This window comes from Aliivibrio sp. EL58 (genome assembly GCF_900312675.1).
GTDB lineage: Bacteria > Pseudomonadota > Gammaproteobacteria > Enterobacterales > Vibrionaceae > Aliivibrio.
The window spans coordinates 90,786-104,482 of record NZ_OMPC01000007.1 but is presented as its reverse complement, the minus strand read 5'-3'; the positions used below and the strand labels follow the sequence as shown (position 1 = coordinate 104,482).

The window sequence follows — 13,697 nt, the reverse complement described above, 5'->3', positions numbered from 1 at the left end:
TTACATAAAGTTCTATTTTGAGTTATGTTAATCATATGTAGACATATCGTCTATTTTCTAATTTAAAGGTTTTATGTATGTTTAACTTCTTTGAACGGCTTACTACCGCTTTTCCAAAGCAAGAACCAAAACAGCCGCCTAAAGGCTTGTATGCATTTTGTCGTCATTATACAAGAGGTTATGAGATCCCTCTTATTGCTATGTCTTCTCTAAGTGCCATTATTGCGGTAATTGAAGTCTCTTTATTTGGTTTTATGGGGCAATTGGTTGATTGGTTATCAACACATGATAGAGAGACATTTCTAGCTCAAGAAGGGCACACTTTAATGTGGCTAGGTCTACTTGTGGTGGTTGGGGTTCCTATTTTAATCCTTATACACTCTCTTATTACCCACCAAACGTTATTGGGAAATTACCCAATGGCTATTCGCTGGCAGGCCCATCGATACCTTTTAAAACAGAGTGTGTCATTTTATTCCGATGATTTCGCCGGACGTATTGCGACAAAGGTAATGCAAACCTCTCTGTCTGTTCGTGAAACGGTAATGAAATTACTTGATGTATTGGTGTATATCTCCGTTTATTTCACCTCAATGATCGTTATGGTTGGTCAAGCAGACTGGCGTTTAATGGCACCAATGCTGATCTGGCTAGCGGCCTATATTGCTATCCAGTTCTACTTTGTTCCAAAATTAAAAGCGATTTCTGAAAAACAAGCCGATGCTCGTTCGACCATGACAGGCCGTATTGTTGATAGCTATACAAACATTAATACAGTGAAACTATTTAGTCACAGTAAACGTGAAACAGAGTACGCCGAAGAGGGTATGAAAGAGTTTCTTGGTACTGTACATAAACAGATGCGTTTAGCTACTGGGATTAATATCTCTGTTGAAATTATCAACTATCTTCTTGTTTTTTCTATCGCTGCGGTATCTATCATGCTGTGGATTGATAATGTTCTTTCTGTAGGTGCCATTGCTATCGCGATTAGTCTAGCTTTACGTGTTAATGGTATGTCTCACTGGATCATGTGGGAAATCAGTTCGTTGTTTGAAAATCTAGGTACTGTAACTGATGGGATGAATACCCTCGCAAAACCTATCACCATTAACGATAAACCGAATGCGACAGAACTAAAGGTTACTCAGGGCAGTATTAAATTTGATAACGTTAATTTTCATTATGGCGAAAATAAAGGCGTCATTAACGATTTAACCCTCGAGATCAAACCAGGCGAAAAAATTGGCTTAGTTGGTCGCTCTGGTGCGGGTAAATCCACATTAGTTAATCTGTTACTCCGTTTTCATGACATTGAATCAGGTTCTATTTCTATTGATGGTCACGATCTACGGGATGTAACTCAAGATTCATTACGTAGTCAAATAGGTATGGTTAGTCAGGATACTTCCCTACTTCATCGCTCTATCAGAGATAACATCAAATATGGTAGACCTGATGCAAGTGATGACGAACTGTTTGCAGCAACCAAGCAAGCCCAAGCTCATGAGTTTATTGAAACCTTAACAGACTCATATGGCAGTAAAGGCTACGATGCACAAGTTGGTGAGCGAGGGGTTAAACTTTCTGGTGGCCAGCGTCAACGTATTGCTATATCACGAGTACTCCTCAAAGATGCACCGCTATTGATCTTAGATGAGGCAACCTCAGCACTTGATTCTGAAGTAGAAGCCGCAATACAAGACAGCTTAGATGAGTTAATGGAAGGTAAAACAGTAATAGCTATTGCACACCGTTTATCAACCATTGCCGCAATGGATAGATTATTAGTGATGGATCAAGGCAAAGTGGTTGAACAAGGTACACACCAAGAGCTTGTTCAATTAGGAGGGATTTACGCTCAACTTTGGGCCCACCAAACTGGCGGATTTATCAGCGATTAAGAAAAGATAATTTATAAGTGAAAACATAATTTGATATTTTTCTTATTGTGTTTTCACTTTATATTCATATAGTAGCTAAGAGTATTAATTTTAGGACACTTTATTATAACAGGCTGATTTAGTGTAGATTTTAAGGATAATTTCTACTACATTATGAGTAACTCTTTTCAAAGGACTGACCATGCTACGCGGACCAATCTCCCTTCTTATTGTTTTATTACTTAATGTGGTAATGGACAAGGCTATTGCCCGGGATATTACCCCTGCCGATAGATTTGAAGCTGCATTCGCGACCTCGTTAGTTCTATCTGATAGTAATATGATCACCTTTGGTATCGCTGATTTTAATCCTAATAACTATTTAGAAACCGATAACGAAAATATTGGTAGCTCCGATTCTATTGATTTACGCAGTAAAATGACGGTTTACTCCCTCCCTTATACCTTTGAGTTAACTGATGATCCCGATTCTCTCTGGAGTCATGAAGTTACCTTACGAGCTTCTTATGTAAATACTGATATTGATGTTAAATTTGATGATAAATCCTCTCCAGATTCTGATTTAGATGAAGTCTTTGGTCTTTATGCTGAATACGCACAAAATTATGTTTTCCGTGAGAACTGGACCATATCCTTTGGTAATGCTTTCCACTTAATGCATTACAAAAATACACATAAATATAATTCACATTTTAGCCAAACTCTATCCCCTTACCTCGATGGTAATTACTATAACGTAACGACGAATACATTTGTGATTGAACCTAAAATCACATTTGAGTACAAAAAAGAAACAGACTGGGGAGAGTGGCGATTCAATAATAGTTATCACTATGCATTTGGCCAAGGTTTTGGTGGGTCATCAGATGTTAGTTCTGATGTTAATCCTGAGGTGTGGCGCTTTGTAAATAGCGTTCAACTTAGATACAACATGGCGCATTGGAATCGCTTGGCTCAAGTTCTTTACTTAAAAGCAAAACGTGTAGATCTTGGTGGTGATGTGAACGAACCTCTAGGTACTGATTACTATTATGAGTTCAATATTGCATGGTTAATCGATACTAGAAAATGGATTTCCCTTGTGGATAATGTAGGCATTGGTTTCACTTTTAATGTAGGTAGTGCTCTACGTGGTGGAAGTATTGTCTTGTTTTACGATGAATAACTACCAAAAACATCATTAAAAATAGCAACCATAACAGTGAGTTTATATATTTTACTTCACGATAACCCTATCGCATTGATAAAAATGGTACTATCGCCCCTTAAAATCAGACAATATCCTTCAAGGTAAATGCATTAAAATACATTTATTCTTCATTTATTTTCGTTAGTGTTATTTAATGAAAAAAAGGAATGATATTTCAACGTAGGAGTACTATGTCAAACACTCTATCTATTGGCGCACTAGAATCATTTTTAATTGCCATTGCGGTGCTATTTTTAGGTCACCTAATCAATTCAAAAGTTGTGCTATTTAAAAAATACAACATCCCAGAACCGATTGTTGGTGGGTTAATTGTTGCTGTCGCTATTACGCTATTGCACTTCCAGGGAATTAACTTACAGTTCTCTTTACCATTACAAAGTACATTCATGTTGATGTTCTTTAGTACGGTTGGTCTAGCGGCAAATTATAAGCAATTGATAAAAGGAGGAACTAAAGTCTTCTTATTCCTTGCAGTCGCTTCTGTTTACATCATTATCCAAAACGGTATTGGTGTCAGCCTTGCTAGCTTAATGGGACTTGATCCGTTAATGGGATTAATTGCAGGTTCTATTACACTATCTGGTGGTCACGGAACTGGTGCAGCTTGGTCGCAGACGTTTGCTGAAACGTATCATCTAAATACGCTTGAGCTTGCAATGGCATCAGCAACGTTTGGTTTAATTATGGGTGGATTAATCGGTAGCCCTATTGCTCAAAAGCTAATTCATAAACATAAGCTTGAATCTGAATACGGTACAGGAATCGATACGCATACCCGCTTCCCTGAAGTGGTAACCTATAATGAACGCGAAGAAGAAAAAGTCACCGCTAAAAAAGTAATTGAAACTCTATTCGTACTTTTACTATGTGTTGTGGGTGCTGGTTATCTTGGTGATTTTGTAGCTACCTTTGATATTGCATGGCTAAAGATCCCTGATTTTGTCTATGCCTTGTTTATTGGTGTATTCATTACCAACATTACTGAAGTGACTAAAGTTCATAAAATAGATACTGAGACCGTGGATATTTTGGGTACTGTCTCACTGGCTCTATTTTTAGCTATGGCATTAATGAGCCTAAAATTATGGAATATCTTTGATTTAGCCATTCCATTGTTAGTTATTCTGTCAGTTCAAACTGTTGTATTAGCATTGTTCTCATACTTTATTACGTTCCGTGCTATGGGCTCAAACTATGATGCGGCTGTAATGGCAGGCGGACACTGTGGCTTTGGCCTAGGTGCAACGCCTACCGCGGTAATGAACATGGGATCATTAGTTTCTCGTTTTGGTCCCTCTCCACAAGCATTTATGGTAGTACCTATTGTAGGTGCGTTCTTTATCGATATTGTAAATTTAATTATTTTACAAACCTACATTAGCTTTATTGGATAATCTTTATTTCAAATAACAAAAAGCCGACCATTCAGTTTTGAATCGTCGGCTTTTTTGTATGAGTTCACAGCGTATAGTTAACAATTCAATCTGGGTATTGTTGACGTATATCTACAAATTCATCTATATTTCTAAGAAACAAATCGCATAATTCTGGATCAAATTGCTTCCCACACTCTCGAGTAAACAGCTCAACAACCTTTTCTAGCGGCCATGCTTCTTTATAGCAACGTTTACTCATTAATGCATCAAACACGTCAGTAATGGCAGTAATACGAGCAAAAATATGTATCTCATGTTCGGCGAGTTTATTTGGATACCCTTTCCCATCCCAGCGTTCATGATGTTCCAATGCTATTCTAGCGGCCGATTGCATTAGTTCGCCATCACCAGAGCTTAACAACTTATAGCCAATTTCAGTATGAGTTTCAATAATCACTCTTTCTTCTTGGGTTAATCTTCCAGGCTTATCCAATATTGCTTCAGGGATCCCAATTTTACCAACATCATGCATTGGGCTTATCACTTCAATAAGTTTATATTCACTTTTAGGCAAGCCATATATCTTACCTAACAATCGTGACATTTTAGCTACACGACGTACATGATTTCCCGTTTCTCCTGAGCGTGTTTCAATCGCCTCTCCGAGAACTTCAATCATTTCCCTTTGTACGTTTAACGTTTTATTTTGTAGAGCTAAAATATGTGACTTGTTCTCGTTCAATTCTTTTTTACGACGAATAGCGATGAACTGAGTAATAATTATCCCTAACATCATTGCGATTAAGAGAACGGTTACCGTGATTATATTTCTATTTTCATAAAGGTATGAGGATGGTTTATTTACAATCCTTGATGCGTATGGCAAATCTTCTTTTTCTAACTTAAACTTTTCAACTACCCCATGCTCAAAGACAAATCCTTCCCATGCGGTAGGAAAATCTATCACACTATCAATCAATGAAAATTTCAATTTATGGCTTAGTGATAAAATCGATTGAACGCCTAGTGAGTATGAACGGTTAACATAACCACCTAGCACACCATAGCCAATATAATGTTCCCAAAACACAAAGATTGGCGCTGAACTATTTTTTGCTAATATAGAAGCCACCGACGCATAATCATAATATCGCCCCTGTTGTAATTCAGTATTATAGTGCGTTAAAAAAACTACCGATTTAGGAGGAAGTTGCGATAAGAATAATGCGGCTTCTGCCAGAGGTTTATCACTAATGGTAATGATGGTTAAATTTGGAAAGTTTTTTGCTTCATTTAAAAATCGACGGCGGATGAGTTGAGACGTTAAACTATCATCGCTAAGCAGATAAACGTTTTTTGTTTGAGGAAAAAGAGATTGAACCAATTCTAAATTTTTAGAAATATGGTCCCTTTCATAATAAACCGTGGTTCGATCTTTTAACGAACCGAGTTCAATATTAAGATTATTTATACCAACAGCAACAATAGGAATGCTAGGAAATAACTGGTCGCCATTTTGAATAAGAAAGTTGAGTCCATTATCATCAGAAACAACAATCGCATTAAAGTAATCTCTTGTGTACTTAGCTTCTAAATAAATAGTATATTGCGCTCTATACTCATTACCTTTAATTCGTTTTGAATCCATATACTCAATGGACAGTCGAATTGGTCTATCACTATTTTTAATTGTGTTTTTTATTCCGTCTTCAATATTTTTGGTCCACTCATAAGAAGGACTGTATGAGTGTAAAACCAAAATATTAATCGGTTTATCTGTACCAGCAGCCTGCGCAGCAGAACTCAACGAGAAAAACACTATAAATAAACTAAACAATAATGAAGAGTAATTACGCATACATTTATCGCTCAATAAACAAACAAAAAATTAGTTTTTAATGCAAGTCTTAAAGGTATTTTTAAATTTGATAGACTGCTGAGCCATCACTGCACTTAAAAAGCCACTTTCATTGATAGTATCACTGGTTAGTGCGATGTCAGAAACATACATGATATCTTCAGCAACGTGAGACAAACATGCTGCGATCGGTTTCATACCATCAAGAGCAACAAACAATTGATAATCATCACACAGATCAATTTGAGTTAAAAACTCAAGCATATCATCGTATTCGGCAGTCCATTGACTTGCCACTGTCATTGCCCAACGAATAGTTAATCTATGTTCTGTAACAGGTAAAACGGATACTGTCTCAGGAAGGGAAACTTCAGAGAATAGATGTTCTACAGCGTCTTTAGCAGGTTGCTTTAAGTAAACATCGCGACCTTTTACACTTTCAGGTGTAGGAAAGTCAACATTAACTTGATTTACTAACCAAGCCAGCTTTTGCTGATGGAATGTTTCAGAATTAATCGTCATAGCACCTACAAAAAAGGATGGTTACCCATCCTTTATATCATTAAATTTTAGAGGTTTAAGAAAGCATAAGCAGCTTCATATGCTTCTTGTTGGTAACCTTTAAGGCCAATCTCTTTTACACGTACCATTTCAGGTGCACGTTTAAGGCTTGCTTTTTGGTCTGCTGCAGTTAGTACTTCAACTTCAATGTCATCAATAAGTTGAATAGCGGCTTCTAGTTTAAAACCAACAGCGCCACCAGCAAATTTACCTTTCATCAAACGTTCTTTAATTACAACCGTTTCAATTTGGTAATCTTGCATTAATTTTTTAAATTTAAACTGAAAATCACGGATAGATTCCGTTTTAGATGGCTCAGTAATATCAAATTTAGCAACACGACAATCTGGTAGGTCAATCATGCCATCTGATTTATTCACTAAACAGATGATTGCTTCATTACCTTTAAGCTCTACGCCACATACTTTCATTTTAAAATCCTAACAATGTCTTGAACTTATTGATTATAAGCTTAAATTAATTAAATAGATACGTTGAATCTAACAATAAAAATGAGCTACTAAAAATCATTGCCCCCAAATATTACAAAAATCAGGAACACACATTCTTTGTTGTGGTGCAGAACTACAACCGGCCATTAATGCTGCCATCATCAAAACGGTAATGATTTGTTTTTTCACAATATAATCCACAATCAAATTCTATAAAATAAATACTAGCGTATTTCTAATAAATGAAACACTCATATTTACCCTCTTTTAGCTCTACGTACCTTAACAAGTAATCACTGCTAATGAGTAGAAACCTCAACGCCTAATAAAAAGGCTTTGACCTCAAAAGAGATCCTCTTCACTAAAAAATCACATTTAATGTTATAGTTACTGTATCGCCCATTTAGAGAATAACTTTATGAAAAAATTACTAATAGCGTTAAGTATTGTAGGATTACTTGCTGGCTGCTCAGATAACGAGGTTGGCGATGTGTCGCTAGGCTTATTTACTATGAAAGACATCAAAATCTCAAACCTTGATGATGACAAAATTCCTGGTGTGACTTGCCACATTGCTTCAGTTGAAGCGAACTTAAGTCTAGCTGACCCAAGTGACTCTTCAATCTCATGCCGTCAAACTGGCGAGATTACCCCTGAGATGATAGCTCAAATTGATAGAGGTAAATCAGGTGAAGTTGTGTTCAAGCAGTCGAAAAGTATTTTCTTCAAATCGATGAAAGTTAGACGTATCTATGATGCAGAAAACCAAACTCTACTTTACTTATCTTATACAACTAAAGAAACCGAAGGTAGTTTTAAACACAGCCTGTCTACAGTACCACTGTGGGGTACTAAGGCATATGTAGAGCCTGTAATCTCTACTCAATAATATAAATCACAAACTGGATAATGGTTTCCCCTATCCAGTTTGCATTTTATCTCTCAATTTCTACCAATGAATTTTCAGCACGGTAATCTCTACTCGGCGATTGCATTTTCGTCCAAGAAGCGTCTCGTTGTCACATAATGGTAAATACTCACCAAAGCCACGAGAATAAAGCTGTGCAGCATTCAATTTATTGGCTAATAAATAACGACGAACTTCGTTTGATCTCATCTCTGACAAATTCTGATTATTAACCGCATTACCCGTTACATCAGTGTGTCCATCCAATACCAAAGCAAGTTCAGGTTTTGTTGCCATAACAGAGATAAGTTTATTTAATAAGTTTTTTGCTAATGGCGTTAATTCCGCTTTTGCACTAGAGAAATGAACCTTCTCTTGAATCGAAATTACAAGCTGATCATCACTCACTTCATGATAAGTAACACCTAACTCAGTTAATTGATCTGCCACTTTTCTCATATCATCATCTTTTAGCTCGCCATTTGGCCCAGTTAGCGTATGAGTCACCTCTACAGATTCTGTTTCCTCTGCTGATGACTTATAAGGATCTTCAAATGTTGGGTGTGGCGTCTCTTCTTTAGTTTTAGGTGCTGTATCTAATAAAGAGTTACCTTGATAAACACAGCCCACTAATAATAATGAAGTGCAAAGTGATAAAATTCTAACCATAATTAATCCAAGTATTGTTATTCCTTTAAACCCTATCGGCGTGAAGAGTTATTCCTTTAAGTGGAAAGCGTGATTTTGTGACCCTTATTCCTTCTTTTTGCTTCTAAATAGAACAATTACTTCCCAATTTACCTTTACTGTTATGAATAGAATTGACATTTCTTGTGGTCTGGTTACCATTTCATTTTTATATGACGAGAAATGCCCATGTCTGAAGTTGAAAATACAAAAAAAGAAGCTATTGATTTAGCAACTATCTCTCCAGAACTTAAAAAAGTAATTGAGTTTGAAAGCGTTCCTGAAGAAATGTGGCACATGCTTGTTTCTGTTCATGAAGTCGCAGAAATTGCTGTTCGTGAATCTTGGGATGAAATGCCAAGAAGTGCTCAACAAGTTCTAGATAACTTTGAGCAATTCCACGCATTAGTTTCTTTAAGCCAAAGCTACGCTGGTTATGATTTCATGGCTGAGTTCGAAACTATCGAACTTCCTGAAAACATGGACGACGACGCTAAAGCAGAATATCGCTCTCAGCTTCTTGACCAAGTTCTTCATAACTGTGTGAAAGATCTTACTAAGCAAATTAAGAAAGCACGTCGTGATCCAATCATGAGACGTGAACTTGCTGACATCTTTAAGAAGTAATTGATGTTAAAGGTGGCCAAGCCACCTTTTTTCGAGGAATTATAATGGCTCGTACTGTTCGTTACACTTATAAATCAGAAACGAAAGAGATCCCTTTTTCGTTCCGTGAATTTCACGGTCCATTTGAAGCCGCTGCGGCAGCTGAAGGCATTGATATCTCAAAATTTGATACCATGCTTAAGCAAGTGGAAATGGCATCAAGTAACCCTGGTGCAGTAAAGGATTTCCGTCACAGCTACTTTACTAAATTAGGTTTTAGTAAAGTTCGCTTTGTGAGAGATGGAGAATAACGCAATTATCTGATTTGCGTTAATCTACCTAGCATTGATGGATGATAAGACCAAGTATGGTCAAACATCGCCATTAATGCTGGATTTCCATATTTAGATAGACACACCGCATGAAAACGATTCTGACACTGTTTTAAGTCCCCTATCATCGCATCGATATGTTCAGATTGCGTTGGTGCTATAAAGTCTGACAATACAACTAAATCTGCATTTTTGTATTTATCCCCGTGCATAAGCTCAATTGATTGCTCTAACACCGGTTCTAAATCTGTCCCACCATGGAATCTATACGATAAAAAGTCTGCAACTTCTTTAAGCCCGTCTTGTTTTGATAGCTCATAGGTGATTTGTTGAGTTGAAAATAAGATCACGTAGCAATCTCGCTCTTCTGCCAATGCTATTTGCATTAACCCATAGGCAAGAGCCTTAGCGCACTGCTCTGGGAAGCCACTCATTGAGCCTGATGCATCAACACAGATAACAAATGGCCCTTTCTCAATCAGAGCGTTATTTGATGCTCTTGATTGAGCAGTGACTTTACGCAATTTTCTGTCAGCTCCTTCCATACGATAATTCATTAAGCGTTTATCGACTAAGTGCTGATAAAAAATCACTTCAAGTTCAGGGTGAGATAAGAATAACGTTTCATTTGGTAATAATCGACTGAGATCATCTCCTTCCTGTATGCCTACGATATCGTCAGTAACAAAATCACTTTTCTCTTCCACCACTTTGACTTCTTCAGCAACGGCTTGTGAACGGTCATGATCTTGTGCTTCATTAGCCATACGACCCAGCTTTGCAGCTATCTCTTGTAGGCCTTTATTTTTCTTAAGAAAACGAGCATGAAGCTTCATGATATCAACATTTGACTTTGTTAATCTTGCCGATGCCATGTCCCAGAGTTTACCTATCTGCGCTTCATCACCTTCCGCTGAAACTGATTCCATAGTTTTCAGTGTTTCAATCCGTTGATATAAATCGGCTAACAGCTTCTCTTTATCTTCTTTAAGTTCTGTTAATTGCGCTTTTTTTATCGCATCGGAAAGGCTTTCGTACCAGCGCTCACAAAAAAAACGAGGAAACATTGGGTTAAATAACCCTTTGTTATTTTTTACCAATTTACTGGCTTCAATATAAAATGAAGAGTGCCATTCTAACTTAACAACCACTTCCTCTATCTTTTGATAGAACCCATCTTCACTCCAGTGTATTACTTCTTGATATAAAGCCAGCTCTTCTTGTATACGCTCAGTTTCACACACTTTTGTCATCTTGTGTTTCACTTTGCCACGCCATTTTAAGATATGGTTTTTAAGGGTGGGTTTTATATTAGGGTTAGATTTAGCCGCCGTTAAGAATTGCGGTCTTGATAAAATCTCAGTAATTGAGGAGTCTATCATCCCTGATTCGGCAACCATCACTACCAAGTTTAATGCATCTACACCTAACATAAATCTCCCCGCATACTAAGACACACCATACTTTTAAGAATAGTAATCACTAAATTTCAACATTCGACGACTTGCTCCATCAAATTGAGTTTTACAACTTTCAATACGCTGCCCCAAAAGATGCAAGCTATTTTCAATCACAGATGGCAAGCCCTCTTCTATAAAATGATGAGGCAGTGCCGCATGAAATTGCGCACGACTTTTTCTTAATTGATGCTCTGCTTCATCCAGTTGACGTTGATTATGTGCGATCTTTTTTGACCACTCGTCAAACTGAACCTGTGTAGGATCATTATGACCAACCATACCAACAAGAACAGAACGATTTGCGATATCTTTGATTACTAATCTGGAGTCAGCATCCAATTCAAACGTTAAGCTGCACAGGTTTTGGTTCTGGTTTACATAACCATATACCGTGGCTCTGCCTTCTTTCATCTGCTTAGCCAGCTCTTCAGGGTTAACATACACCCAACGACTGTCCCCTTTTTCACTTTCAGAAACAGACATATTTGATTGCAACATAATAAACTTCACCAGTTGATTCGTATGACCAACGCTGTAACGTTTTCCTTTATTGAAATCAAATTCAAAGCTTTCTTTTTTCATCAAACGATTACCGCCAGATTCAATATGAAAAGCAATGCCTTGTTCAACAAGAACTTGCGCTTCCATCTCTGCGATATCGGTTTGAATCATCTCTATGTTCATTGAGACATTTTTTTGGTCAAACGCTTTGTCCGAAGCAAAAGAACGAATACTTTCTCTTACTTGCTCGCGGTTATCTGGGGTTGTCCATAAACAATCTTGAAGTAACAGTAAATCCATTGGATTAATTTCATCACGACCACTAAAGAATGCAGAGGCTTTAAGTAATTTAACTGATTTTTTCCAACGGCGATCTGAAACATATAATGAATCATCATAAGACGCATTATGTTTCTCAAGCATTGTTTTTAACTCAAACAGTTTTTCAAATACTTCTTCGGATAGGGTCAGTCCATCAAACTCTTTTTGCCACTGATGGTATTCCGCATCTGTAACAACTAATGTTGGGTCGATTTCAGTTTCTTGGATCGTGCCCGTCATCAACATAGATTTAAAATTGTTTTTATCTTGGATTCGATTTACAAATATGCGAACTAACATACGGTCATATAAGGCGTCTAGACCACTGTCTTCATCCGGTAATTCATTCGAGGCGGAAATAAGAAGGCGCATTGGAACTGGAAGGATTTCATTACCATTTTTAAAGGTTTTTTCATTAACAACAGTTAACAAGGTATTAAGAATGGCAGGACCCGCTTTCCAAATCTCATCTAAGAAGACAACTTGAGCCGTAGGTAAATACCCTTGAGTCAATCGAACGTATTTTCCATTGTCTTTAAGTTCTTGAATTGATAATGGCCCAAACACCTCTTCTGGTGTCGAGAACCTTGTCATTAAATATTCAAAATAACTACTGTTATCAAACGCTTTAATTAATCGTTTTGCTATTAAACTTTTCGCGATACCTGGAGGACCAAGCAAGAATACACTTTCACCAGAGAGTGCAGCAAGCAGACACAACCTCATTGTATCTTCTCTTTCATATACCCCATCAGATAGCGCGGTTGTCAGTTTTTGAATACGTTCTGATAACAACGCTCGCTCTGCACTGGTTCTTATTGAGTTACCTTGCATTACATTCCCTTACATTTCAGATACCACATTTCTCTTGAGTATAATGTAATTTTTAGAAGGTACATAGTTAGATATTGATACAATCGCTTGATTAATAACCACTTCATCTACCCAATTAGTCGTATTTCTCTATTTTCACGCTTTTTTTACGCTCTCAACTCTATAGTTGCTCTCTATGATTTTCATGAGTTAGTGTATATGAATAAAAAGAAACCAGTCCTATTTGGGCTAGTTGGTGGGGCTGGATTTGTGGTCGATGTGACGGCTATGGCACTCTTATCACAGTGGCTACCTATGTCTTCCGCTCGTGCTAGTTCATTTTGGGTGGCAGCCTCGTCAAACTGGTGGCTCAACCGTCAGCTCACTTTTAAAAAGCAACAAAGCAAAAACAAAACGAAAGAATGGTTAAAGTTTCTGACGTCTTCTTGCTTTGGCTTTATTCCAAACTGGGGCTGTTACGCTTTATTGATCCCAAAGCTGGGTTTCTTTATTTCCCTTTTTGAAAGTCTAGGGCTAAATCATGACTTATTTATCTCTACTATTCCTTATCTTTTAATGATCCCTGGCATCTTACTTGGCATGATCATTAATTTTAATTTTGCCGATAAATGGGTTTTTTCTCACACCACGCCATAGCTCTTTCAAAAAAATCCCGACCTAATCATTGATTACATCGGGATTTATTTTA

General features: G+C 37.2%; 13 protein-coding genes. 7 read left to right on the top strand and 6 right to left on the bottom strand.

Annotated features, from left to right (window positions below; all coding sequences use genetic code 11):
* The first annotated feature begins 77 nt into the window (after nt 1-77).
* The 3 genes from ED622_RS09035 (at nt 78) to gltS (ending at nt 4,508) form a co-directional block, all read left to right on the top strand.
* Nucleotides 78-1,904: an ABC transporter ATP-binding protein gene (locus tag ED622_RS09035; RefSeq protein ID WP_122033569.1), complete on the top strand. Its 1,827-nt coding sequence runs from the start codon at nt 78-80 to the stop codon at nt 1,902-1,904.
* A gap of 181 nt (nt 1,905-2,085) precedes the next feature.
* Entirely contained in the window at nt 2,086-3,069 is a 984-nt protein-coding gene (locus ED622_RS09030; RefSeq protein ID WP_122033568.1) for a Solitary outer membrane autotransporter beta-barrel domain, read from the top strand.
* Between the two features lie 215 nt (nt 3,070-3,284).
* Nucleotides 3,285-4,508 carry a sodium/glutamate symporter gene (gene gltS / locus ED622_RS09025; RefSeq protein WP_122033567.1) on the top strand — a complete coding sequence of 408 codons (1,224 nt, stop codon included), beginning with the start codon at nt 3,285-3,287 and terminating at the stop codon, nt 4,506-4,508.
* A gap of 85 nt (nt 4,509-4,593) precedes the next feature.
* Here gltS and ED622_RS09020 read toward each other — a convergent pair whose 3' ends face one another.
* The 3 genes from ED622_RS09020 to ED622_RS09010 are packed head-to-tail and all read right to left on the bottom strand — an operon-like array spanning nt 4,594 to nt 7,340.
* Nucleotides 4,594-6,348 carry an HD domain-containing phosphohydrolase gene (locus tag ED622_RS09020; RefSeq protein ID WP_122033566.1) on the bottom strand — a complete coding sequence of 585 codons (1,755 nt, stop codon included), beginning with the start codon at nt 6,346-6,348 and terminating at the stop codon, nt 4,594-4,596.
* Between the two features lie 30 nt (nt 6,349-6,378).
* The gene (locus ED622_RS09015; protein WP_254052611.1) at nt 6,379-6,870 is read right to left on the bottom strand and encodes a hypothetical protein; all 492 of its coding nucleotides are present in this window, start codon (nt 6,868-6,870) and stop codon (nt 6,379-6,381) included.
* Nucleotides 6,871-6,917: 47 nt separating this feature from the next.
* Entirely contained in the window at nt 6,918-7,340 is a 423-nt protein-coding gene (locus ED622_RS09010) for a DUF3010 family protein (RefSeq protein WP_122033565.1), read from the bottom strand.
* Nucleotides 7,341-7,779: 439 nt separating this feature from the next.
* Between ED622_RS09010 and ED622_RS09005 the strand changes: the two genes are divergently transcribed.
* Complete coding sequence (locus ED622_RS09005; protein ID WP_122033564.1) at nt 7,780-8,250, top strand: CreA family protein; 471 nt, start codon at nt 7,780-7,782, stop codon at nt 8,248-8,250.
* Between the two features lie 60 nt (nt 8,251-8,310).
* Here the strand turns inward: ED622_RS09005 and ED622_RS09000 are convergent, their stop codons facing one another.
* Nucleotides 8,311-8,937 (bottom strand): OmpA family protein, encoded by a 627-nt coding sequence (locus ED622_RS09000; RefSeq protein WP_122033563.1) that lies wholly within the window; start codon nt 8,935-8,937, stop codon nt 8,311-8,313.
* Between the two features lie 207 nt (nt 8,938-9,144).
* Here ED622_RS09000 and ED622_RS08995 point away from each other — a divergent pair, with 207 nt between their 5' ends.
* Entirely contained in the window at nt 9,145-9,582 is a 438-nt protein-coding gene (locus tag ED622_RS08995; RefSeq protein ID WP_122033562.1) for a DUF3069 domain-containing protein, read from the top strand.
* A gap of 44 nt (nt 9,583-9,626) precedes the next feature.
* The gene (locus ED622_RS08990; RefSeq protein ID WP_122033561.1) at nt 9,627-9,872 is read left to right on the top strand and encodes a DUF2960 domain-containing protein; all 246 of its coding nucleotides are present in this window, start codon (nt 9,627-9,629) and stop codon (nt 9,870-9,872) included.
* Between the two features lie 5 nt (nt 9,873-9,877).
* Here ED622_RS08990 and viaA read toward each other — a convergent pair whose 3' ends face one another.
* Together viaA and ED622_RS08980 are read right to left on the bottom strand one after the other, a co-directional pair.
* Nucleotides 9,878-11,326, bottom strand: a complete 1,449-nt coding sequence (gene viaA / locus ED622_RS08985) for an ATPase RavA stimulator ViaA (protein WP_122033560.1) — start codon at nt 11,324-11,326, stop codon at nt 9,878-9,880.
* A 33-nt stretch (nt 11,327-11,359) separates the two neighbouring features.
* Complete coding sequence (locus ED622_RS08980; RefSeq protein ID WP_122033559.1) at nt 11,360-13,009, bottom strand: ATPase RavA domain-containing protein; 1,650 nt, start codon at nt 13,007-13,009, stop codon at nt 11,360-11,362.
* A gap of 198 nt (nt 13,010-13,207) precedes the next feature.
* On the opposite strand from ED622_RS08980, the gene ED622_RS08975 reads away from it, so the two are divergent.
* Nucleotides 13,208-13,645: a GtrA family protein gene (locus ED622_RS08975; RefSeq protein WP_122033558.1), complete on the top strand. Its 438-nt coding sequence runs from the start codon at nt 13,208-13,210 to the stop codon at nt 13,643-13,645.
* Nucleotides 13,646-13,697: the final 52 nt, after the last annotated feature.